The 26,299-nt window shown below is 75.2% G+C and carries 2 protein-coding genes; both read left to right on the top strand.

The window, feature by feature from the left end; genetic code table 11:
* Nucleotides 1-14 precede the first annotated feature (14 nt).
* Nucleotides 15-10,997 (top strand): SDR family NAD(P)-dependent oxidoreductase, encoded by a 10,983-nt coding sequence (locus tag OG295_RS00515; protein ID WP_371674949.1) that lies wholly within the window; start codon nt 15-17, stop codon nt 10,995-10,997.
* Nucleotides 10,998-11,040: 43 nt separating this feature from the next.
* Nucleotides 11,041-26,295, top strand: a complete 15,255-nt coding sequence (locus tag OG295_RS00510; RefSeq protein WP_371674948.1) for a type I polyketide synthase — start codon at nt 11,041-11,043, stop codon at nt 26,293-26,295.
* Nucleotides 26,296-26,299 lie beyond the last annotated feature (4 nt).

Raw genomic sequence — 26,299 nt, 5'->3', positions numbered from 1 at the left:
GCTCGACGTAAAAGGTGACTCAGGTGTCTGACCTCCAGGCGAACAACAACGAGGAAAAGCTGCGCTACTTCCTCAAGCGGGTATCGGCGGATCTCCACGAGGCCCGGGAGCGGCTGCGGGACCTCGACGCGGCACAGCACGAGCCGATCGCCATCGTCGCGATGAGCTGCCGGTTCCCCGGCGGCATCGCGTCACCCGAGGGCCTGTGGCAGTTCCTGACGGACGGCGGCGACGCCATCACGCCCTTCCCCGCCGACCGCGGCTGGGACCTCGAATCCCTCTACGACCCCGACCCCGACACCCGTGGCACCAGCCACGTCCGGGAAGGCGGGTTCCTCGACGGGATCGACCTCTTCGACGCGGGCCTCTTCGAGATATCACCTCGTGAGGCACTCACCATGGACCCCCAGCAACGCATCCTGCTGGAGTCCTGCTGGGAGACGTTCGAACGGGCCGGAATCGACCCCACGGCCCTCAAGGGCAGCCGCACCGGCGTGTTCACGGGTGTGATGTACCACGACCACACATCGGTGCTCCAGCAGGCCGTGGACGACGTCGACGGCTACATCGGCACCGGCAGCGCGGCGAGCGTCGTCTCCGGACGGGTGTCGTACACCTTCGGCCTGGAAGGGCCGGCCGTGACCGTCGACACGGCCTGCTCCTCCTCCCTGGTCGCGCTGCACCTCGCCGTGCAGGCGCTCCGGCGGGGCGAGTGCGACCTGGCGCTCGCGGGCGGCGTGACCGCGATGCTCACCCCGACGTCCTTCGTCGACTTCAGCCGCCAGCGCGGACTGGCCGCAGACGGCCGCTGCAAGCCCTTCGCGGCCGCCGCCGACGGCACCGGCTGGGGCGAGGGACTGGGCATGCTGCTGGTGGAGCGGCTCTCCGACGCCCGGCGCAACGGGCACCCGGTGCTGGCGGTGGTCCGGGGCAGCGCGGTGAACCAGGACGGCGCCTCGAACGGCCTCACCGCCCCGAACGGCCCCTCGCAGCAGCGCGTGATCCGCCAGGCCCTCACGGACGCCGGCCTGTCGGCGGCCGATGTGGACGCGCTGGAGGCGCACGGCACGGGGACGACACTGGGCGATCCGATCGAGGCGCAGGCGCTGCTGGCCACGTACGGGCGGGGGCGCTCCGCCGACCGGCCGCTGTGGCTGGGCTCCCTCAAGTCGAACATCGGGCACACCCAGGCGGCGGCCGGGGTGGGCGGGATCATCAAGATGGTCGAGGCGATGCGGCACGGCGTCCTGCCCAGGACCCTGCACGTGGACGCGCCGACCCCGCACGTCGACTGGTCGTCCGGAACCGTACGCCTCCTGACCGAACCCGTGGAGTGGACGGAACACGACGGCCGCCCCCGACGGGCGGCGGTCTCCTCGTTCGGCTTCAGCGGCACCAACGCCCACGTCGTCATCGAGCAGCCCCCGCTGCCGGAGCCGGGTCCGGCCGGCGGCGAGAACGCGCCGCCGGAGCACCCGGCGCGCGCGACGCCCGTACTGCTCTCCGGGAAGAACGAGGCCGCGCTGCGCGGCCAGGCCGCACGTCTGCTGCGTCATGCGCAGGACAACCCCGACGAGTCCCTGGCCGACCTGGGCCTGTCGACGGCGACGACCCGGGCGGCCCTGGACCACCGGGCGGCGATCGTGGCATCGGACCGCGAGGAATTGCTCCGGGCACTGGAACTGCTCGCGCAGGACGCCCCCGCGGGTGATGCCGGGAGCGCCGTCGTGGCGACGGGGGCCGTCGTGCCCCGGCAGACGGTGGCGTTCCTGTTCTCGGGGCAGGGGAGTCAGCGGCTGGGGATGGGGCGTGATCTGTACGCGGCCTTCCCGGTGTTCGCGGAGGCCTTGGACGCGGTCTGCTCCGCACTGGACGCCCACCTCGAACGGCCCTTGCGGGAGGTGATGCTGGGCGGCGACGCCGAGATCTTGAACCGGACCGGTTATGCGCAGCCGGCGTTGTTCGCGGTCGAGGTGGCGCTGTTCCGGCTGGTGGAGTCCTGGGGTGTCCGGCCGGACTTCGTGGCCGGGCATTCGGTGGGTGAGTTCGCCGCCGCCCATGTGGCGGGTGTGTTCTCGCTGGAGGACGCGGCGGCTCTGGTGGCGGCTCGTGGCCGGCTGATGCAGGCCCTCCCGGCCGGGGGCGTGATGGTTGCGGTGGAGGCCTCGGAGGAAGAGGTACGGGAGCTGCTGGCCGGGTTCGAGGACCGTGCGGGCATCGCTGCCGTCAACGGCCCGTCGGCCGTGGTGGTTTCGGGCGGGCAGGATGCGGTGGCGGCGGTCGTGGACCGGCTGTCGGCCGACGGCCGCAAGACGAAGGCGCTGACCGTCTCGCACGCCTTCCACTCGCCCCTCATGGACCCGATGCTCGACGACTTCCGCAAGGTCGCCGAGAACGTTTCCTACGGAGCCCCGACCGTGCCGCTCGTCTCCACCCTCACCGGCCTCCCTGTGTCGGCGGAGGAGTTCCGCACCGCCGACTACTGGGTGCGTCACGTGCGTGAGGCCGTCCGCTTCGCCGACGCGGTCGCCTCCCTCGCCGGGGAAGGGGTGAACACCTTCCTGGAGATCGGGCCGGGTGGTGTCCTGGCCGCCATGGCCCAGGCCGTCCTCGACGGCGGCCCCGCTGTGGTCCCGGTGCTGCGTGCCGACCGTCCTGAGGACGTGGCGGTCACCACCGCCCTCGCCCATCTCCACGTCCACGGCGTACCCGTCGACTGGACGGCCGTCCTCGCCGGTCGCGGCGCCCGACGCATCGACCTGCCCACGTACGCCTTCCAGCGCGAGCACTACTGGCTCGAAACGGCCGCAGCCCCGGGCGACCTCACCCGGGCCGGTCTCCGGCCGGCCGAACATCCGCTGCTCGGCGCCGTCGTGACCCTGGCCGACGGTGAGGGGGCGCTGCTGACCGGCCGGGTGTCGCTCGCCACGCACCCCTGGCTGGCCGACCACGTGGTGCTGGGTACGGCGCTGCTGCCCGGGACCGCGCTCGTCGAGCTGACGCTCCGGGCCGGCGACCAGGTGGGGTGCGGCCGGATCGAGGAACTGACGCTGGAAGCCCCGTTCCTCCTGCCCGGACAGGGCGGCGCACAGCTCCAGGTGGTCGTGGACGGCCCCGGCACGAACGGCACGCGGGCCGTGCGCGTGTACGCGCGGCACGACGACGCACTGGCGGCGGACGCCTGGACCTGCCACGCGTCGGGACTCCTGTCGGCCGGTACGGGCACCGGCCCCGACCGTAGCCCCGGCACACCCCCGGGCCCCGGACTCACCGAGTGGCCCCCGGCAGGAGCCGAGCCCCTCGACGCCGACGCCCTCTACGACCGGATGGCCGGGCTGGGCCTGGAGTACGGCCCGGTGTTCCGGGGAGTCCGGTCCGGGTGGCGGCGCGGGGAGGAACTCTTCGCCGAGATCGCCCTGCCCGAGGGAACCGACGTCACCGGCTTCGGCCTGCACCCCGCGCTGTTCGACGCCGCCCTCCACACGGTCGGCCTCGGTGACCCCGCGGCGCCGGCCGACGGGCCCCGGATCCCGTTCGCGTGGAACGGGGTCGCCCTCCACGCGACCGGTGCCACCGCGCTGCGCCTGCGCCTCGCCCCGGCGTCGTCGTCCACCGCCGCGGCCGGGGAGGGAGCGGTGTCGCTGTCCCTCGCCGACGCCACGGGCAGCCCGGTGCTCTCGGTCGACTCCCTGGACCTGCGCCCGGTGGCGGCGGAGCAGCTGGCCCCCGTCGGCGCGAGCGGCGCCGGCGGGCTGTTCCGGCTGGAATGGAAGCCTGCCCGGGACCCACGGTCCGACCGGGCCACGGGCTTCCCCGTCGTCCTGCTCGACGCCCTTCCCCGGCCGGCCGCCGACGGGACCCCCGTCCCCGACGTGGTGGCGGTACGGGCACCGGTCCCCGCCCCCCTGAGCACGGGCACCGACGCCGCAGCCCGCCCGTCCGTGGCCGCGCAGGAGGCGCTGGCCCTCGTACAGGACTGGCTCGCGGACGAGCGGTGCGCCGCGTCGCGCCTGCTGGTCGTCACCCGGGGCGCGGTGGCCGTCGATCCGGCCTCGGCCGCCGACCCGGCGCAGGCCGCGGTCTGGGGCCTCGTGCGTGCGGCCCAGTCGGAGAACCCCGGCCGCTTCGTCCTCGTCGACCTCGACGAGGAGGAGGACGAGGAAGACCGCGGGCACGACGAAGACCCGTCGGCGCTCGCGGCCGCGGCCGCGTCGGGCGAGACGCAGGTGGCGGTACGCGGGAACGCGCTGTTCGCGCCCCGGCTGGTACGGGCGGCCGACGCGCCGGCGGGCGGCGGGACTCCCGAATCCGCGGTGTTCGCACCGTCGGGAACGGTCCTGGTCACCGGCGCGTCCGGGGCGTTGGGACGGGTGGTGGCCCGGCACCTGGTGGTCCGGCACGGCGTCCGGCGACTGGTCCTGGCGAGCCGCCGCGGCCCCGCCGCCGACGGCGCCCGGGAGTTCGCGGCCGAGCTGGGCGCACTGGGCGCCGTGGTCGACACCGTCGCCTGCGACGTGGCCGACCGGGAGGCGCTGGTCAGGCTGCTCGGCTCGCTGCCGGACGCACACCCGCTGACGGGCGTGGTCCACGCGGCGGCCGTGACCGACGACGGCGTGGTGCCGTCCCTGACCCCCGAACGGGTGCGCGGGGTGTTCGGCCCGAAGGTGGCCGGGGCCCTGCACCTGGACGAGCTCACGCGGGGCCTGGACCTGTCGGCCTTCGTGCTGTTCTCGTCGGCCGCCGGCATCTTCGGCAACGCGGGCCAGGGCAACTACGCCGCCGCGAACTCCGCCCTCGACGCACTGGCCCACACCCGCCGCGCCGCAGGCCTGCCCGGCGTATCGCTGGCCTGGGGCCTGTGGGCGAGCGCCGGCACGCTGACCGCCACCCTGGCCGAGGCGGACCACCGGCGCATCGGCCGTTCCGGGCTCGTCGCGCTGGAGACGGAAGAAGGCCTCGGACTCCTCGACCGCGCCCTGGGTTCCCCGGAGCCGCTGCTCGTACCCGTCCGCTGGGACCTTCCCGCACTGCGCGAACAAGCCCGCACGGGGACGCTGCCCCCGCTGCTGGGGGACCTGGTCCCGGCCCCCGTACGGCGCACCGAGGCGGCCGCGGCCGGCTCCGCGGACGCCGTCCGGTCCGCGCTGTCGGAGCGGCTGCGGGGGCTGACGGAGGCGGGGCGGACCGAGCTGCTCGTCGACCTCGTACGCGGCCACGCGGCCGCCGTGCTGGGCCACGACCGGCCCGGAACCGTCCAGCCGACCCAGGCGTTCCGGGAGCTCGGCTTCGACTCGCTCACCGCGGTCGAACTCCGCAACCGACTCGTCTCGGCGACCGGCGCACGGCTGCCGGCCGGACTGGTCTTCGACCACCCGACCCCGGAGGCGCTCGCCCGCCACCTGCTCGGCCGGCTCGACGGGGCCCGGCCGGCCGGCACCGTCCGACCGGTCGTCCGGAACGGCGGCGCCACGGACGAGCCCCTCGCGATCGTCGCCATGAGCTGCCGCTACCCGGGCGGCGTGCGGTCCCCCGAGGACCTGTGGCGGCTGCTCTCCACGGGCACCGACGCCATCTCCGGCTTCCCCGTCGACCGCGGATGGGACCTCGACCTCCTCGCCGGGGACGGCGCCACCGGCTCCAGCACCACCCGCCGGGGCGGATTCCTCTACGACGCCGGGGAGTTCGACGCCGCCTTCTTCGGGATCTCCCCGCGCGAGGCCCTCGCGATGGACCCGCAGCAGCGGCTGCTCCTGGAGACCTCGTGGGAGGCGTTCGAGCGGGCCGGCATCGACCCCGCCACCCTGCGCGGTTCCCGCACCGGCGTCTTCACGGGCGTGATGTACCACGACTACGCCTCCGCGCTCCGGTCGGTACCCGAGGGCGTCGAGGGCTTCCTCGGCACCGGCAACTCCGGGAGCGTCATCTCCGGCCGCCTCTCGTACACCTTCGGCCTCGAAGGCCCCGCGGTGACGGTGGACACCGCGTGCTCCTCCTCGCTGGTGGCCCTGCACCTGGCGGTCCAGGCCCTGAGGCAGGGCGAGTGCGAACTGGCCCTGGCGGGCGGTGTGACCGTCATGGCCGGCCCGGGAGCCTTCGTGGAGTTCAGCCGCCAGCGCGGCCTCGCCGCCGATGGCCGTTGCAAGGCGTTCTCCGCGAACGCGGACGGCACCGGATGGGCCGAGGGCGTGGGGATGCTGTTGGTGGAGCGGCTGTCGGATGCCCGGCGCAACGGGCATCCGGTGTTGGCGGTGGTGCGGGGCAGCGCGGTGAATCAGGACGGTGCTTCGAATGGTCTGACGGCTCCGAACGGTCCGGCGCAGCAGCGGGTGATCGAGCAGGCGTTGGCGGGTGCGGGGTTGTCGGCGGGCGATGTGGACGCGGTGGAGGCGCACGGCACGGGGACGACACTGGGCGATCCGATCGAGGCGCAGGCGCTGCTGGCCACGTACGGGCGGGGGCGCTCGGCCGACCGGCCGTTGTGGCTGGGGTCGCTGAAGTCGAACATCGGGCACACCCAGGCGGCGGCCGGGGTGGGCGGGATCATCAAGATGGTCGAGGCGATGCGGCACGGGGTCCTGCCGAAGACCCTGCACGCCGAAGAGCCCTCGCCGCACGTGGACTGGTCCGAGGGAACCGTCCGCCTGCTCACCGAACCCGTCGCGTGGGCGGAACACGACGGCCGCCCCCGACGGGCGGCGGTCTCCTCGTTCGGCTTCAGCGGCACCAACGCCCACGTCGTCCTCGAACAGGCGCCGACCGCCCCCCGGCCCGCGTCCGCTCCGGGAACGACGCCCGTACCGCCCTCCACGGCGCCCTGGATACTGTCCGCGAAGAGCCCGGACGCGCTGCGCGAGCAGGCACGGCGGCTCCTGCGGTACGCGACGGAACACGTACCGGAACACGACGGCGGCCGTCAGGCCGCCGAGGTGGCGTACTCCCTGGCCACGGGCCGCACCGCCCTGGAACACCGCGCCGCCGTCGTGGCACCCGACACGGCCGGCGTCCTGGAAGGGCTGGCGGCCCTCGCGAACGGCGACCCGGCACGATCGGTGGTGCGGGCCGTCGCCGAGCCCGGTACGAAGCGGGCGTTCCTCTTCTCCGGGCAGGGGAGCCAGCGGCTCGGGATGGGACGCGAACTGCACGCGGCCTTCCCGGTGTTCGCCGAAGCCTTCGACGAGGCATGCGCCGCACTGGACGCGCACCTCGAACACCCCTTGCGCGACGTGGTGTTCGGGGACGACGCGGAGCTCCTCGACCGGACGGACCACGCCCAGCCGGCGCTCTTCGCCGTCGAGGTGGCGTCGTACCGGCTGGTGGAGTCGTGGGGTGTCCGGCCGGACTTCCTGGCCGGGCATTCGGTGGGTGAGTTCGCGGCGGCCCATGTGGCGGGTGCGCTCTCGCTGCGTGATGCGGCGCGGCTCGTGGCCGCGCGCGGACGGCTGATGCAGGCGCTCCCGGCCGGGGGCGCGATGGTCGCGGTACAGGCTTCCGAGGAGGAGGTGAGGGAACTGCTGGCCGGCCACGCTGACCGTGCGGACATCGCCGCCGTCAACGGGCCCTCGTCCGTGGTGGTTTCGGGCGCCGAGGACGCGGTGGCCGCGGTCGTCGAGCGGCTGGTGGCGCAGGGCCGCAGGACGAAGGCGCTCTCCGTCTCCCACGCCTTCCACTCCCCGCTGATGGACCCGGTGCTCGCCGACTTCCGCAAAACCCTGGAAACGGTCACCTTCGGGGACCCGGCCGTGCCGGTCGTCTCCACCCTCACCGGCCGCCCCGTGACCGCGCGGGAGCTCTGCTCCGTCGGCCACTGGGTGCGCCACGTCCGCGGGGCCGTCCGCTTCGCCGACGCGGTCACCTCCCTCGCGGACGAGGGCGTCGGCACCTTCCTGGAGATCGGACCGGGAGGCGTCCTCACCGCCCTGGCCCAGGACGCCCTGGAGGAAAACACCCTCGCCGTCCCCCTCCTGAGGACCGACCGGCCCGAGGCCGAGGCCGTCACCACCGCCCTCGCCCGGCTGCACGCCCACGGAACGCCCGTCGACTGGACCGCCTTCTTCGCCGGACACGGCCTCCAGCGCGTCGACCTCCCCACCTACCCCTTCCAACGCACCCGTTACTGGCTCGAATCCACCCCCGCGCCCGGGAACGTCGCCGCCGCCGGACTGGCCGAGACGGGCCACCCCCTGCTCGGAGCCGCGGTCGCGCTCGCCGACGGCGAAGGGCTGCTCCTCACCGGCCGGCTGTCGCTCGCGACCCATCCGTGGCTCGCCGACCACGCGGTGATGGGCGCCGTGCTGCTCCCGGGCACCGCCCTGGTGGACCTGGCCCTGCACGCGGCCCTCGACGAGGCCGTCGGATGCGACCGGCTGGACGAACTGACCCTCGGCGCCCCCCTCGTCGTGCCGGACGACACCGCGGTACGGATCCAGGTGCGCGTCGGCGCCCCCGACGGGGGCGCCCGCCGCCCGCTGGAGATCCACTCCCGCGCCGAGGGCGCGCCCTTTGACGAGCCGTGGACGCGCCACGCGGTCGGCACGCTGTCGAGCGCCGACGGCACCGCCGATTCCGGCCCCCTGGCCGACTGGCCCCCGTCGGAGGCGGTCGCCGTCCCCGAGGAGGCGCTGGACTCCCTGTACGAGCGGATGGCCGGCCTGGGGCTCGACTACGGCCCCGTGTTCCGGGGCGTGCGCGCCGCCTGGACGCGGGACGACGCGCTCTTCGCCGAGGTCGGACTCCCCGCGGGCACCGACGTGTCCGGCTTCGGACTGCACCCGGCCCTGATGGACGCCGCGCTGCACACCGTCGCCCTCGGCCCCGGCCCGCTCGGCCCCGTCGCCGGTGCCGACGAGGGTGACCGGGCACGGGTTCCGTTCTCCTGGAGCGGGGTGACGGCGCACACCGCGCCGGCGGCCGGAGCGGGGGAGACGGGAGCCGTGGAGGCCCTGCGGATCCGGCTGACCCCCGCCGGTCCGGACACGGTCTCGCTGCTGGCCGCCGACACCACCGGCCGGATCCGGACCTCCGTCGACTCGCTCGTCCTGCGCCCGATCTCCGCCGAGCAGCTCACCGCCGCCCGGTCGGGCCGGTCCCGGGACTCGCTGTTCCGCGTCGACTGGACCCCGCTGTCCCCGCCCGGTTCACCGGACGCGCCGCCCACCGGTGATCGCGTCGTACTGTTCGCGACGGACGGCCCGTCGGAGGCCGGAGCCGTACGGTCCGTGGCCGGCCGCGCCCTGGCCCTCGTACAGGAGTGGCTGACCGCTCCCGACGCCGGTACGACGACGGAGGCGCGGCGGCTCGTCATCGTGACCCGCGACGCGGTCGCCGTGGACGCCGGCGACGCGGCCCGGCTGGACCCGGCACAGGCCGCCGTGTGGGGGCTGGTCAGGTCCGTCCAGGCCGAGCACCCCGAACGCTTCGTGCTGGTGGACGCCGACCGCGCCCACCCGGAAGGGCTGGCGGCCGTGCTCGCCACCGGTGAGCCGCAGTCCGCCCTCCGGGACGGCCGGGCGTTCGTGCCCAGGCTGGCCCGTGCGACCGGCGCCGGGGCTCCCGCGCTGCCCGCGTCCCTGGGGCTGGACCCGGCGGGCACCGTCATGGTGACCGGCGCGACGGGCGCCCTCGGCCGGCTCGTCGCACGGCACCTGGTGGCGGCGCACGGCGTACGGCACCTGCTGCTGACCAGCCGCCGCGGACCCGACGCCGCCGGAGCGTCCGCCTTCGCCGCCGAACTGGCGGCCCTGGGCGCCGAAGTGACCACGCTCGCCTGCGACGTCGCGGACCGCGGCGCGCTCACCGCCCTGCTCGACGGCATCCCGGCCGCGCATCCGCTGACCGGTGTGGTGCACGCCGCCGGCGTGCTCGACGACGCGCTCGTGGGCTCGCTGACCGCCCGGCGGCTCGACGACGTCCTCGGGCCCAAGGCCGAGGCGGCGCTCCACCTGCACGAACTGACCCGGGACACGGACCTCGCGGCCTTCGTCCTGTTCTCCTCGCTCGCCGGTACGTTCGGCAACGCGGGCCAGGCCAACTACGGTGCCGCCAACGCCTGCCTGGACGCCCTCGCACAGTCGCGCCGGGCCGCCGGACTCCCGGCCGTCTCGCTGGCCTGGGGTCCCTGGGCCGCCGCCGAGGGCACGGGGGGCATGCTCGGGGAGGCCGGCGCGGGAGCCCTCGCGCGGATGGCCCGGGCCGGAGTGTCGCCGCTCACCCCCGAGGAGGGCCTCGCCCTCTTCGACACGGCGAGCGCGCCCCCCACCGGGGAAGCCCCGGCCACCGGTACCGCCGCCGGGGGCACCACGGCCGATGCCCCCGGCGCCGGACCGGACGCCCTGCTCCTGCCGGTACGGCTGAACCTCCCCGCCCTGCGCCGCCGCGCCACCACCGAGCCGGTCCCCGCCCTGCTGCGCGGCCTCGTCCGGGCCCCCGCCCGCCAGGCCCGGGAATCCGCGCCCGGGACGGCCGCCCTCGCCGGGCAGCTCGCCGGCGCATCGGACGAGAAGCGCCGACGGATCCTCCTCGGCGTCGTCCGGACCCAGGTCGCCGCGGTGCTGGGGCACACCTCCTCCGAGGCGATCGGCACCGCACAGGCCTTCCGCGACCTCGGCTTCGACTCGCTCACCGCCGTCGAGCTGCGCAACCACCTCGGCGCGATCACCGGGCTGCGCCTCCCGGCGAGCCTGCTGTTCGACCACCCGACCCCGGCCGCCCTCGCCGATCACCTGTCCGCCGCGATGCCCTCCGCGGGGCCCGGCGGACCGGAGCCGGCCCCCTCGCTGCTCTCCGAGATCGACCGCCTGGAAGCCGCGTTCGCGCGCTCCCCGTACGACAGGGGAACGCGGGCCACCGTGGCCGTGCGGCTGGAGGTACTGCTCGCCAAGTGGCGCGAAGCGGGCCCCGACACCGGCCGCGAACCCGGGGACGACGCCGGGACCGAGGTCGAGGACGCCTCCGACGAAGAGCTCTTCGAACTGCTCGACGGCGAGCTCGGCACCAACTGATCGACCAGCACGACATCCCTTCGCGTTGAGGAACAGAACCCAGATGACGACAGACGTGAACAAGCTCCGCGACTACCTCAAGCGTGCCACCGTCGATCTGCGTCACGCGCACAGGCGGCTGCGTGAGGCCGAGGGCAAGAACCGCGAACCGATCGCGATCGTGGGCATGAGCTGCCGCTTCCCCGGCGGCGTCCGGTCCCCCGAGGACCTGTGGGACCTGGTCGCCTCCGGTGGCGACGCGATATCGGGCTTCCCCACCGACCGGGGCTGGGACCTCGACGCGCTCTACGACCCGGACCCCGGGAACCCGGGCACGAGCTACGCGAAGGAAGGCGGATTCCTCTACGACGCCGCCGAGTTCGACCCGGCCTTCTTCGGCATCGGCCCCCGCGAGGCCCTCGCCATGGACCCCCAGCAGCGCCTCGTCCTGGAAGCCTCGTGGGAGGCCGTGGAACGCGCCGAACTGGACCCGCTGTCCCTGCGCGGCAGCCGCACCGGGGTGTTCGCCGGAGTCATGTACCACGACTACGTCTCCCGCCTCCCGGCGATGCCCGAAGGCATCGAGGGGTACGTCAGCACCGGCAACACCGGCAGCGTGGTCTCCGGCCGCATCGCCTACACCCTGGGGCTCGAAGGCCCCGCCGTGACCATCGACACCGCCTGCTCCTCCTCCCTCGTGGCGCTGCACCTCGCCGTCCAGGCCCTGCGCCACGGCGAGTGCGACCTGGCCCTCGCCGGCGGGGTGACCGTGATGGCCGGACCGACGACCTTCGTCGAGTTCAGCCGCCAGCGCGGCCTGTCGCCCGACGGCCGGTGCCGGGCGTTCTCGGCGTCGGCCGAGGGCACCGGCTGGTCCGAGGGCGTCGGCATGCTGCTCGTCGAACGGCTCTCCGACGCGGTCCGCCTCGGCCACCCGGTGCTGGCCGTCGTACGGGGATCCGCCGTCAACCAGGACGGCGCCAGCAACGGCCTGACCGCGCCCAACGGCCCCGCCCAGCAGCGCGTCATCCACCAGGCCCTCGCCAACGCCCTGCTGTCGCCGTCCGACGTGGACATCGTCGAGGCCCACGGCACCGGCACCACCCTCGGCGACCCGATCGAAGCCCAGGCGCTCCTCGCCACGTACGGCCAGGACCGCCCGGCGGACCGGCCGCTGTGGCTCGGCTCCGTCAAGTCCAACCTCGGACACACCCAGGCCGCGGCCGGCGTCGCCGGGATCATCAAGATGGTGCAGGCCCTGCGCCACGGCGTGCTGCCGAAGACCCTGCACGCCGACGAGCCGACCCCGCACGTCGACTGGTCCGCCGGGGCGGTCTCGCTGGTCACCGACAACGCCGCCTGGCCCGACACCGGCAGGCCCCGGCGCGCCGGCGTCTCCGCCTTCGGCGTCAGCGGCACCAACGCCCACATCGTCGTCGAACAGCACCTCCCGCCCACCGAACGGCCCGAAGCCGGCGGCGGGGCCGCGGCCGCGGCCGGCGCCGCGTCCGCAACGGCCCCCGAGGCCGGCGCGCCCTGCGGCGAACCCGGAACCACGGCGCCGGCCGGGAGCGGGCTTCCCCTCGTCCCCTGGACCCTCTCCGGCAAGAACGCCGCCGCCCTCACGGCACAGGCCGCCCGGCTGCGCTCCCACCTCGCCGCCCGCCGGCCCGGCGCGGACCCGGCGACGGCCCCCGTCACGGGTCAGGCCGCCGCAGCGGGTCCGGCCGCCACCGCTGGTCCGGCCGCCCACCCCGACGCCCTCGACATCGCGTACTCCCTCGCCACCACCCGTACCGCCTTCCCCCACCGCGCCGTGCTCCTCGCCCCGGACCGGGCCGGGCTCGACCGGGCCCTGGACGCCCTCGCCGACGGGGAACCCGACGCCGCCGGAACCGCCCTCGTGCGCGGCACCGCCGACGCCACCGCCCGACAGGTCGCCTTCGTGTTCCCCGGCCAGGGCTCCCAGTGGATCGGCATGGCCGTCGAACTCCTCGACGGCGCACCGGCCTTCCGCGAGCGGTTCCGCCAGTGCGAGGAGGCCCTCGCACCCCACGTCGACTGGTCGCCGACGGAGGTCCTGCGCGGCACGCCCGGCGCCCCCGGCCTCGACCGCGTCGACGTCGTCCAGCCCGTCCTGTTCGCCGTCATGGTCTCGCTGGCCGAACTGTGGCGCTCCCACGGCGTCCATCCCTCCGCCGTCGTCGGCCACAGCCAGGGCGAGATCGCCGCCGCGTGCGTCGTGGGCGCGCTCTCCCTCGCGGACGCCGCGAAGGTCGTGGCGCTGCGCAGCCGGGCACTGACCGCGCTCTCCGGCCGGGGCGGAATGCTGTCCGTCGCCCTCCCGCCGGCAGACCTCACACCCCGGATGGCGCACTGGGGCGAGCGGCTGTCCGTCGCCGCCGTGAACAGCCCGACGTCGACCGTCGTCTCGGGCGACCGCGACGCCCTGACCGAACTGCGCGACGCCCTGCACGCCGACGACGTCCGGGCCCGGCTGATCGCCGTCGACTACGCCTCCCACTCCGCGCACGTCGAGGCCGTCCGCGAGCGCGTCCTCGACGCCCTCGCCGACATCACCCCGCACGCCTGCGACGTGCCGTTCTACTCCACGGTCACCGGCGGGCTCGTGGAGACCGACGGACTCGACGCCGACTACTGGTACCGCAGCCTGCGCCGGACCGTCCGGTTCGAAGAGGCCACCCGCGCCCTCGTACGGGACGGGCACGACGCCCTCATCGAGGTCAGCGCGCACCCGGTGCTCACCATCGGCATCCAGGAAACCCTCGATGACCTCGGCGGCAGGGCCGTCACCCTCGGCACCCTGCGCCGCGGCGAGGGAGGCACCGAACGCTTCCTGCGCTCCGCCGCCGAAGCCCACGCCCACGGCGTCGCCGTCGACTGGGCGGCCGTCCTCGCCGGCACCGGCGCCCGCCGGGTCGCCCTGCCCACCTACGCGTTCCAGCACGAGCGGTACTGGCTCGACGCCCCGCCCGCCGCCGCGGACGCCACGGGCCTCGGCCTGGCCTCCTCCGACCACCCGCTGCTGGGTGCCGTCGTCAGCCTCGCCGACTCCGACGGACTGCTGCTGACCGGCCGGCTGGCCGCGCACACCCACCCCTGGCTCGCCGACCACGTCGTCCTCGGCGCGGTCATCCTGCCGGGTACGGCCTTCGTGGAACTCGCCGTCCGCGCGGGCGACCACGTCGGCTGCGACACCCTCGCCGAACTCACCCTCCAGGCACCGCTGATCCTGCCCGAGCGGGGCGGCGCCGTCGTCCAGGTCGCGGTCGGCCCGGCCGACGGAACGGGCGACCGGACCTTCACCATCCACTCGCGCCCCGGCACGGCGGCCCCCGAGGACGGCTGGACCTGCCACGGCACCGGCGTGCTGACCTCGGCCTCCCGGGCCCAGCCCCCCGTACAGGACCCGGCCCTCTGGCCGCCCGGCGGCGCGACCCCCGTCGACCTCGCCGACTTCTACGGGGAGCTCGCCGCCCGCTCCTTCTCCTACGGCCCCGCGTTCCAGGGCCTGCGCGCCGCCTGGCGCCTCGGCGACGAGGTCTTCGCCGAGGTCGTCCTGCCCCCGGACGCCACCGCCCCGTCATCCGACGCCGCGAGGTACGGGCTGCACCCGGCCCTGCTCGACGCGGCCCTCCACGGCGTGGGCTTCGGCCCGCTCGGCGACATGGGAACCGGACGGATGGCCTTCTCCTGGGAGGACGTACGGCTGCACGCCACCGGAGCCACCCGGCTGCGGGTCCGGCTGACACCGGTCGGCGCCGACGCCGTGGCCGTCACCGCCACGGACGGCAGCGGCCGGGCCGTGGCCACCGTCGGCACGCTCACCTTCCGCGAGGTCCGAGAGGAACACCTGCGGTCCGCGCTCACCGACCACCACGAGTCCCTCTACCGCGTGGACTGGCCCACCCAGCCGCTCGCGGACACCGCGCCCGGCACCACGACTCACTGGGCGGTCGTCGGAGTCACCCCGCGGGCGGATGCCGACGCGGTCGCCGACGCCCTGCGCGGCGCGGGCCCGCGGCCGGACGTCCACCCGGACCTGGCCGCCCTCGCCGAAGCGATCGGGGCCGGCGCGCCGGTGCCCCGGACCGTGGCCGCGGTACTCCCCATCGACGCTTCCGACGCTTCCGACGCTTCCGACGCTTCCGACGCTTCCGACGCTTCCGACCTCTCCGACGCCGATACGGTCAGGGCCACCGCGCAGGCCACCCTCGCCCTCGTCCAGGCCTGGCTGGCCGACGAACGCTTCGCCTCCTCCCGGCTGGTCGTCCTCACCCGAGACGCCGTCCCGGTCCCGAGCGGAGCCGAGGACGGCGCACCGCGGACACGGCCCGCGCACGCCCCCGTCTGGGGCCTGATCCGTTCCGCCCAGTCCGAGCACGCGGACCGCCTGATCCTGGCGGACACCGACGGCGAGCCGGACTCCCTGCGCCGCCTCCCCGCGGCCGTCGCCACCGGAGAACCCCAGCTGGCGCTGCGCGCCGGCCGGATGTCCGTACCCCGGCTGGCACGGGTACCCGTCACCACCGGGACCGCCCCCGGCCGCGACCTGGACCCCCACGGCACCGCGCTGATCACCGGAGGCACCGGCGCGCTCGGCAGGCTCGTCGCCGCGCACCTCGTCACCACCCACGGCGTCCGCAACATCGTCCTCACGGGCCGGCGGGGCCCCGACGCCGAAGGCGCCGACGCACTGCGCGACGAACTCGCCGCGCTCGGCGCCACCGTCACCATCGCCGCTTGCGACGCCGCCGACCGCGAGGCCCTGGCGGCCCTCCTCGCCGGCCTCCCCGCCGACCGGCCGCTCACCGCCGTCGTCCACGCGGCGGCCGTGGTGGCCGGGGGACTCGCCGACACCCTCACCCCGGAAGACCTCGACCGGGTCCTGCGGCCCAAGGTCGACGCCGCACTCAACCTCCACGAGCTCACCCGCGACCTGGACCTCTCGGCCTTCGTCCTCTTCTCCTCCTTCGCCGGTACCCTCGGCGGCGCCGGACAGGCCGCCTACGCGGCGGGCAACGCCTTCCTCGACGCCCTCGCCCACCGGCGCCGGGCCCAGGGACTCCCGGCCTCCTCCCTCGCCTGGGGCGTCTGGGACGAGCGCGGCGACCAGACCCGCCTGGAGACGGGCGACCTGCGCCGGATGGCGCGCGCCGGCCTCGTCCCGCTCGGCACGGCGGAAGGCCTGCGACTCCTCGACACCGCCCGGACCCTGGACGACGCGGCCCTGGCCCCCGTACGCCTCGACCTGGCCGCCCTGCGCGCCCAGGCGGCGGCGAACCCCGTACCGCCCCTGCTGCGCGGGCTGATCCGCACGGCCGCCCGGCGTTCCGCGGAGACCGCTCCCGGCCCCGGCGGCCACTCCGCGGAACTCTCCCGGCTGGCCGCGCTGCCGGCCGCCGAACGGCGGGACACCGTCCTCGCCCTCGTGCGCACCCAGGTCGCCGCCGTACTCGGCCACTCCGCCCCCGAGGCCATCGACCCCGGCCGGGCCTTCCGCGAACTGGGCTTCGACTCCCTGGCCGCGATGGAACTCCGCAACCGGCTCGCCACCGCGACCGGAGTGCGGTTGCCCGCCACCGTCGTCTTCGACCACCCCACTCCCTCGGCCCTCGCCGGGCACCTCCTGGACGAGATTCCCGGCGGCCACCCCGGCACGGCCCTCGTCACGGCCGCGCCCGACGCTTCCACCGGCCCCGGCCGGTTCCCCGGCGCCGACACCGACGAACCCGTCGCCATCGTCGCGATGAGCTGCCGTCTGCCCGGCGAGGTCCGCGGCCCGGAGGACCTCTGGGACCTGGTGGCCAACGGCACCGACGCCATCACCGGCCTGCCCGTCAACCGGGGCTGGGACCTCGACGCGCTGTACGACCCGGACCCCGACCACCCCGGCACCAGCTACGTCCGGGAAGGCGGGTTCCTCCACGACGCGGGCGACTTCGATGCCGAATTCTTCGGGATCTCCCCGCGCGAGGCCCTCTCCATGGACCCGCAGCAGCGGTTGCTGCTGGAGACCGCCTGGGAGGCGTTCGAGCGGGCCGGCATCGACCCCGGCACGCTGCGCGGCAGCCGCACCGGAGTCTTCGCCGGCACCAACGGCCAGGACTACGCCGTCGGCCTCTCCCAGTACCTGACGCAGGACTTGGAGGGGCACCTCCTCACGGCCAACTCCGCCTCCGTCGTCTCGGGCCGGCTCTCCTACACCTTCGGCCTGGAGGGGCCGGCGGTGACGGTGGACACCGCGTGCTCCTCGTCCCTGGTCGCCCTCCACCTGGCGGCGCAGTCCCTGCGCCGGGGCGAGTGCGACCTGGCCCTGGCCGGCGGCGTCACCGTCATGTCGACCCCGGGCGCACTCATCGGCTTCAGCCGCCAGCGCGGACTGTCCCAGGACGCCCGCTGCCGCGCCTTCTCGGCCGCGGCCGACGGCACCGGCCTGGCCGAGGGGGCGGGCATGCTGCTGGTGGAGCGCCTGTCCGACGCCCGCCGCAACGGCCACCGGGTACTGGCCGTCGTACGGGGTTCGGCGATCAATCAGGACGGCGCGTCCAACGGGCTCACGGCCCCGAACGGGCCCGCGCAGCAGCGCGTCGTCCGGCAGGCACTGACGGACGCGGGCCTGGAGGCCGGTGACGTCGACGCGGTCGAGGCCCACGGAACGGGAACGACGCTCGGCGACCCGATCGAGGCGCAGGCCCTGCTGAAGGCCTACGGCAACGACCGCCCGACGGACCGCCCGCTGTGGCTGGGCACGGTCAAGTCGAACATCGGTCACACCCAGGCCGCCGCGGGCGTCGCGGGCGTGATCAAGATGGTGATGGCGATGCGCCACGGCGTCCTGCCCCGGACCCTGCACGTGGACGAGCCGTCGCCGCACGTCGACTGGTCGGCGGGCGCGGTCAAGCTGCTCACCGACCCGGTGGAATGGGCGGAGCACGGGCGTCCGCGCCGGGCGGGCGTGTCCTCGTTCGGCGTCAGCGGCACCAACGCGCACGTCATCATCGAGCAGGCCCTCGCCGAAGGGGCGGAGGATACGCGCCCCGAGCCGGGCGCCGGGCCGCGGGGCGGGGCGGACCAGCGGACGGCCGTCCCCTGGCTGATCTCCGCGAAGGACGAAACCGGCCTGCGGGCCCAGGCGGAACGCCTGCTCGGGCACGTCCAGTCCGGCGACCACCGCACCGACGAGACCGACATCGCCCTCTCCCTGGCGACCTCGCGCGCCGCCTTCCCGCATCGCGCCGCGGTCATCGGCGCGGACCGCGAACTGCTGGTCCGCGGGCTGACGGCCCTGGCCCACGGCGAGACCTCCGGCACGGAGACGGTGCGGGGAACGGCGACCGCCGGCGGCAGCCGGACGGCGTTCCTGTTCTCGGGGCAGGGGAGTCAGCGGCTGGGGATGGGGCGTGATCTGTACGCGGCCTTCCCGGTGTTCGCGGAGGCCTTCGACGCGGTGTGCGCGGCCTTGGACGGGCATCTCGAACGTCCCCTGACGGGTGTGGTGTTCGGCGAGGACGCGGAGTTGTTGGACCGGACCGGTTATGCGCAGCCGGCGTTGTTCGCGGTCGAGGTGGCGTTGTTCCGGCTGGTGGAGTCCTGGGGTGTCCGTCCGGACCTCCTGGCGGGTCACTCGGTGGGTGAGTTCGCCGCCGCGCACGTGGCGGGTGTGTTCTCGCTCGACGACGCGGCGGCTCTGGTGGCGGCTCGTGGCCGACTGATGCAGGCCCTCCCGGCCGGGGGCGTGATGGTTGCGGTGGAGGCCTCGGAGGAAGAGGTGCGGGAGCTGCTGGCCGGGTTCGAGGACCGTGCGGGTATCGCTGCCGTCAACGGCCCGTCGGCCGTGGTGGTGTCGGGCGCGGAGGATGCGGTGGCGGCGGTCGTGGAGCGGCTGTCGGCCGACGGCCGCAAGACGAAGGCGCTGACCGTCTCGCACGCCTTCCACTCGCCCCTCATGGACCCGATGCTCGACGACTTCCGCAAGGTCGCCGAGAACGTTTCCTTCGGAGCCCCGACCGTGCCGCTCGTCTCCACCCTCACCGGCCTCCCTGTGTCGGCGGAGGAGTTCCGCACCGTCGACTACTGGGTGCGTCACGTGCGTGAGGCCGTCCGTTTCGCGGACGCCGTCGCCTCCCTCGCCGATCTGGGCGTCCGCACCTTCCTGGAGGTCGGACCCGGCGGAGCGCTCACCTCCGTGGCCCAGGACTCCCTGGACGGGCACGCGGTCACCGTCCCGCTCCTGCGCGCCGACCGCGCCGAGGACCTGGCCGTCACCACCGCCCTCGCCCACCTCCACGTCCACGGCGTACCCGTCGACTGGACCGCCGTCTTCGCCGGACGCGGCGCCCGGCCCGTAGACCTCCCCACCTACGCCTTCCGGCGCACGCCGTACTGGCTGCTCCCCGCCGACCCGCAGGAGACCGGATCCCTCTCGGCCGACCCCGCGGGCGCCGGATTCTGGGAAGCCGTGGAGAGCCAGGACCTGGCGGCACTCACCGAGCAGTTGGACGTGGACGGGGACTCCCCGCTGAGCTCCGTACTGCCTGCACTGTCCCGGTGGCGGCGCCGGCAGCGGGACGAGTCCCTCGTCGACGCGCTGCGCTACCGGACCTCGTGGAAGCCGCTCACCGGCCGGGAGACGGCCGAGCTGACCGGCGCCTGGCTGCTCGTCGTCCCGGCGGGCGCCGAGGACGACCGTACCGTTGCCGCCGTCACGGCCGCCCTGTCCCGCCACGGCGCCGATCCCGTGCCGCTCGTCGTACGCGCCGACGAGGACCGTGCGGCGCTGACCGGACGCCTGCGCCGGGAGCTCGCCGACACCGCCCCCGCCGGGGTCCTGTCGCTGCTCGCCCTCGTGGAGGACCCGCACCCCGTCCACCCGCAGCTGCCCACCGGCCTCGCCCAGACCACCCTGCTCGTCCAGGCGCTGGGCGACGCGGAGGTGCCCGCACCGCTCTGGTGCGTGACCACGGGAGCCGTGACGGTCGGCCGGTCGGACCCGCTGACCAGCCCCGGCCAGGGCATGCTCTGGGGCCTCGGCCGCTCGGTGGCCCTGGAGTTCCCGGAGCGCTGGGGCGGACTGGTCGACCTGGCCGGTGCGCCCGACGAACGGACGGCACGCCGCCTGGTGTCCGTACTGTCCGCACCTGCACCCGCGCCTGCTGCCACATCCGCATCCGCTGCCGACGACCAGATCGCCATCCGGCCGTCCGGGACCTTCGTCCGACGCCTGGGGCGCGCCCTCACCGGTGCCGTACCGGCCGACAGGGCCTGGCAGCCGCGCGGCACCGTGCTGATCACCGGAGGCACCGGCGCGCTGGGCGCGCGGGTGGCGCGGTACGTGGCCGCGCGCGGCGCCGAACACGTCGTACTGACCGGACGCCGCGGCCCCGACGCCCCCGGAGCGGCGGAAATCGCCCACGAGATCGAGGAACTGGGGGCCAAGGTCACGATCGTGGCCTGCGACGTGTCCGACCGGGAGGAGGTGGCCGGCCTGCTCCGGTCGCTTCCCGAGGACCGGTATCCGCTGACGGCGGTGGTGCACGCGGCCGGCATGCCGCAGTTCGCGCCCACCGACACCCTGGCCCTCGGCGACCTCGCGGACGTCGTCTCCGCCAAGGTGGCGGGCGCCACCCACCTCGACGAACTGCTCGGCGACCGGCCGCTGGACGCCTTCGTCCTCTTCTCGTCCGTGGCCGGAGTGTGGGGCAGCGGCCGGCAGGCCGCCTACTCGGCCGCCAACGCCTTCCTCGACGGACTCGCCGAGCGCCGCCGCTCCCACGGCCTCGCCGCCACGTCGGTGGCCTGGGGACCCTGGGCCGGCGGCGGCATGGCGGACGACGACGAAGCGGAAGCGCACCTGCGCCGACGCGGCCTGCCGCCGATGTCCCCGGACACCGCGATCGCCGCGCTCCAACGGGCCCTGGACCACGACGAGACCACGGTCGTCGTCGCCGACGTCGACTGGGACCGGTTCGCACCCGCCTTCACCGTCACCCGACCCGCCCCGCTCCTCGCCGACCTGCCGGAGGCGCGGAAGGCCCTCGCCGGGACCGGGCCGAGCGCGGGCAGCGCGGGCCGGCCCGACACCACGGCGTCCTCCTCCGGCACCGGGTTCGCCACCCTCACAGAACCGGAGCGCCGCCGGGCACTGCTCGACCTCGTCAGGACCGAGGTGGCCAGGGCGCTCGGACACCCGGGCCGGGACGCGGTGGCCTCCGACCGGTCCTTCAAGGACCTCGGGTTCGACTCGCTCACCGCCGTCGAACTGCGCAACCGGCTGAACGCCGCCACCGGGCTACGACTGCCGACCACCCTGGTCTTCGACCACCCCAACGCGGACGCCCTCGCCGACCACCTCACCTCGGAGCTCTCCGGCCACGGCCCCGCCACCGCCCGCGCCGACGCCGCCACCCCGGGGGAGCGCACGGCGGCCACCCCCGACGAGCCCATCGCGATCGTCGCCATGAGCTGCCGGTTCCCGGGCGGCGCGAACTCGCCCGAACAGCTGTGGCAGCTGCTCGTGGACGGCGTCGACGCCGTGTCCGCCTTCCCCGCCGACCGCGGCTGGAACCTCGACGCCCTGTACGACCCGGACCCCGAACACCCCGGCACCACCTACGTCAACGAGGGCGCGTTCCTCTACGACGCCGGCCACTTCGATCCCACGTTCTTCGGGATCTCCCCGCGCGAGGCCCTCGCCATGGACCCGCAGCAGCGACTGCTCCTGGAAGCGGCCTGGGAGGCCCTGGAGCGGGCCCGGCTCGCGCCCTCCTCCGTACGCGGCACCCGCACCGGTGTCTTCATCGGCTCCGGCTACCAGGGATACGGCGCCGGCCCCGGGGAGCTGCCCGACGGCGTCGAGGGACACCTGCTCACCGGCGTCTCCAGCAGCGTCATGTCGGGCCGCATCGCGTACTCCCTCGGACTGGAGGGGCCCGCCATGACGGTGGACACCGCCTGCTCCTCCTCGCTGGTCGCCCTGCACCTGGCCACCCAGGCCCTGCGCCAGGGCGAGTGCGGGCTCGCGCTGGTCGGCGGCGCGGCCGTGATGTCGAGCCCCAACGCCTTCGTCGAGTTCAGCCGCCAGCGCGGCCTGGCCGCCGACGGCCGCTGCAAGCCGTTCGCGGCCGCGGCCGACGGCACGGGCTGGGGCGAGGGCGTCGGCATGCTGCTGGTCGAGCGGCTGTCGGACGCACAGCGCAACGGCCATCCGGTACTCGCGGTCGTGCGGGGCAGCGCCGTCAACCAGGACGGCGCCTCGAACGGCCTCACCGCCCCGAACGGTCCGGCGCAGCAGCGCGTGATCCGGCAGGCGCTCGCGAACGCGGGGCTGTCGACCGCCGACGTGGACGCGGTCGAGGCCCACGGCACCGGCACCGCGCTCGGCGACCCGATCGAGGCGCAGGCGCTGCTGGCCACGTACGGGCAGGACCGGCCGGACGACCGGCCCCTGTGGCTGGGCTCCCTCAAGTCGAACATCGGCCACACCCAGGCCGCTTCCGGTGTGGCGAGCGTGATCAAGACGGTCATGGCACTCCGGCACGGCATGCTGCCCAAGACCCTGCACGTGGACGAGCCCTCGCCGCACGTCGACTGGTCGGCGGGCGCGGTACGCCTGCTCACCGAACCGGTGGCCTGGGCGGCCGACGGCCGCCCGCGACGGGCGGCGGTCTCCTCCTTCGGTGTGAGCGGCACCAACGCCCACACCGTCATCGAGGAGGCCCCGGCGACCGCGCCCGCCGCAGAGGACGGCCACGGTACGCCTGCCGCGGAGCACTGCCTGCCGTGGACGCTGTCCGGCAAGGACGAGGCGTCCCTGCGGGCCCAGGCACACACCCTCCTGACCCACACCGCGAACCACGCGGGCCTCGCTCCGGCGGACCTGGCCCTCTCCCTGGCCGAGTCCCGCACCGCGATGACACACCGCGCGGTGGTGCTCGGCCGGACCACGGCCGAACTCTCGGCCGGCCTGGAGGCCCTGAGCAAGGGGGAGACGGCGACAGACCTGGTACGGGGCGTCGCCCGCCCGGCGGACCGCCGTACGGCGTTCCTGTTCTCGGGGCAGGGGAGTCAGCGGATCGGAATGGGGCGCGAACTGTACGCGTCCTACCCGGTGTTCGCGGATGCGTTCGACCTGGTGTGCGCCCATGTGGACGGCCATCTGGACCGCTCGTTGCGGGAGGTCGTCTTCGGCGAGGACGCCGAACTGCTGGACCGGACCGGTTATGCGCAGCCGGCATTGTTCGCGGTCGAGGTGGCGCTGTTCCGGCTGGTGGAGTCCTGGGGTGTCCGGCCGGACTTCGTGGCCGGGCATTCGGTGGGTGAGTTCGCGGCCGCCCATGTGGCGGGTGTGTTCTCGCTGGAGGACGCGGCGGCTCTGGTGGCGGCTCGTGGCCGGCTGATGCAGGCCCTCCCGGCCGGGGGCGTGATGGTTGCGGTGGAGGCCTCAGAGGAAGAGGTACGGGAGCTGCTGGCCGGGTTCGAGGACCGTGCGGGCATCGCTGCCGTCAACGGCCCGTCGGCCGTGGTGGTTTCGGGCGCGGAGGATGCGGTGGCGGCGGTCGTGGACCGGCTGTCGGCCGACGGCCGCAAGACGAAGGCGCTGACCGTCTCGCACGCCTTCCACTCGCCCCTCATGGACCCGATGCTCGACGACTTCCGCAAGGTCGCCGAGAACGTTTCCTACGGAGCCCCGACCGTGCCGGTCGTCTCCACCCTCACCGGTCTCCCGGTGACGGGGGAGGAGTTCCGCACCGCCGACTACTGGGTGCGTCACGTGCGTGAGGCCGTCCGCTTCGCCGACGCGGTCGCCTCCCTCGCCGGGGAAGGGGTGAACACCTTCCTGGAGATCGGGCCGGGTGGTGTCCTGGCCGCCATGGCCCAGGCCGTCCTCGACGGCGGCCCCGCTGTGGTCCCGGTGCTGCGTGCCGACCGTCCTGAGGACGTGGCGGTCACCACCGCCCTCGCCCATCTCCACGTCCACGGGATACCCGTCGACTGGACGGCCGTCCTCGCCGGTCGCGGCGCCCGACGCATCGACCTGCCCACGTACGCCTTCCAGCGCGAGCACTACTGGCTCGAAACGGCCGCAGCCCCGGGCGTGCCCTCGCACCACCCGTCCGGATCCGACAACGAAGCGGAAGCGGAGTTCTGGCAGGCGGTCGAGAGCGGGCGGTCCGAGGCCCTCGCCGAACGGCTGGGCGTGGAGCCGGGGGCTCCGCTGGACTCGTTGGTCGGCGCGCTCGCCACCTGGCGCGAGGAGAGCCGCAACCGGTCCACGCTCGACGGCTGGCGCTACCACGAGGTGTGGCAGCCGCTCGCGGCCCCGTCCTCAGAACCCCTGTCGGGCAGCTGGCTGGTCGTGGCTCCGGACGCCGGGGCCGCCGAGCCCTATGCCCGCGCACTGCGCGACCGCGGCGCCGAACCGCTGTGCGTCACCGTCGCCGACCCGGCGGCCGACCGCGCGGCACTCGTCGGGCTGCTGCGCGAGGCGGCGGCCGGGGACGCGGGACCCGTCATCGGCGTCCTGTCCCTGCTGGCGCTCGACGAGCGGACGCACCCCGCCCACCCCGGCCTGCCGACCGGCCTGACGGCCACCGTCGCGCTCGTGCAGGCCCTGGGAGCACTGGAGCTGGACGCGCCGCTGTGGTGCGTCACCGGCGGTGCGGTGTCGGTGGGCGGCGCCCAGCCGCTCACCCGGCCGCTCCAGAGCCTCGTCTGGGGCTTCGGGCGGGCCGTGGCACTGGAGACCCCGCAGCGCTGGGGCGGCCTGGTCGACCTCCCCGCGGCCCCGGACGAGCGGGCACTCGCCCGGCTGGCCGACCTGCTCGCCGATGCCGCCGGCGAAGACCAGATCGCGGTGCGCGCCTCCGGGATCCTGGTCCGCCGGCTGGCCCGGATGCCCCGGGGCACGGCCGCCACCGACGGCGCCTGGAACCCGCGCGGCACCGTACTGATCACCGGCGGCACGGGCTCGCTCGGCGGGCACGCCGCCCGCTGGCTGGCCCGGGGCGGCGCCGAGCACCTGGTGCTCACCAGCAGGCGCGGCGAGGCGGCCGAAGGGGCGCGCGAACTCGCCGCCGAACTCCGGGCACTGGGGGCCAGGACCACGATCGCGGCCTGCGACGTCGCGGACCGCGCGGCCCTCGCGGACCTGCTGGACGGGCTCGCCGACGACCCGGCACCGCTCACCGCCGTCGTGCACGCCGCGGGCCTTCCGCAGTTCTCCGCCGTCGCCGACACGAGCCCGACGGAACTCGCGGCCGTCGTATCGGCCAAGGTCGCCGGCGCGGTCCACCTGGACGAGCTGCTCGCCGACCGGCAGCTGGACGCGTTCGTCCTCTTCTCGTCCGTCTCCGGAGTGTGGGGCAGCGGCAGCCAGGCCGCCTACTCCGCGGGCAACGCCTTCCTCGACGCGCTCGCCCGGCACCGCCGGGCCAGGGGGCTCGCCGCGACCGCCGTCGCCTGGGGCCCCTGGGCCGGAGGCGGCATGGCCGCCGACGGCGGGGCCGAGGAATACCTGCGGCGCAGCGGACTGCCCTCGCTCGCGCCGGACCTCGCGGTCTCGGCACTCCAGCTCGCCATGGACCGAGACGAGACCACCGTGGTGGTGGCGGACGTCGACTGGCCGAGGTTCGCACCGTCCTTCACCATCGGCCGTCCGAGCGCGCTGCTCGCCGACCTCCCCGAGGCCCGGGCGGCGCTCGACGGCGCTGAAGCCGACGGTGACACGGGCGGGGACCGGGGCGGGCCCGCCGCCTCGGACCTCGTACGGAAGCTCTCCGCCGGCACCCCGGAGGACCGGTACGAGCTGCTGCTGGAACTGGTGCAGAAGGAGGCCGCGGCCGTACTCGGCCATCCGCGTACGGACGCGGTCGAACCCGACCGCGCCTTCAGGGACCTCGGCTTCGACTCGCTCACCGCCGTCGAACTCCGCAACCGGATCGGGACCGCGACGGGGCTGCGACTGCCGATGACGATGGTCTTCGACCACCCCACCCCCGGCGCGCTCACCGACCGGCTGCTCGGCGACCTGCTCCCCGGGGGAGCGGACGGAGCCCACCCCGGCGGGAGCCCGGACGAAGCCCGCGTACGGCAGACCCTCGCGTCGATCCCGCTGTCCCGCCTCAGGGACGCCGGGCTGATGGACGCCCTGCTGGCCCTGGCGGCAGGCGCGTCCGGCGACGGCACGCCCGCGGACGGCCCCCGAGACAGCGGGGGCGGCCCGGACGCCGACTCCGCGATCGCGGAGATGGACCTCGAAAACCTCATCGAACTGGCGCTTGGCGACAGCGAAGCCTGATCAA

Source organism: Streptomyces sp. NBC_01276 (assembly GCF_041435355.1).
GTDB lineage: Bacteria > Actinomycetota > Actinomycetes > Streptomycetales > Streptomycetaceae > Streptomyces.
Note: the sequence above shows the minus strand (reverse complement) of the source record. Positions and strands in the feature narration are given on the sequence as shown.

Coding starts and splice junctions, on each gene's coding strand:
- OG295_RS00510 (WP_371674948.1), top strand. CDS start 11,041: ATGACGACAGACGTGAACAAGCTCCGCGACTACCTCAAGCGTGCCACC.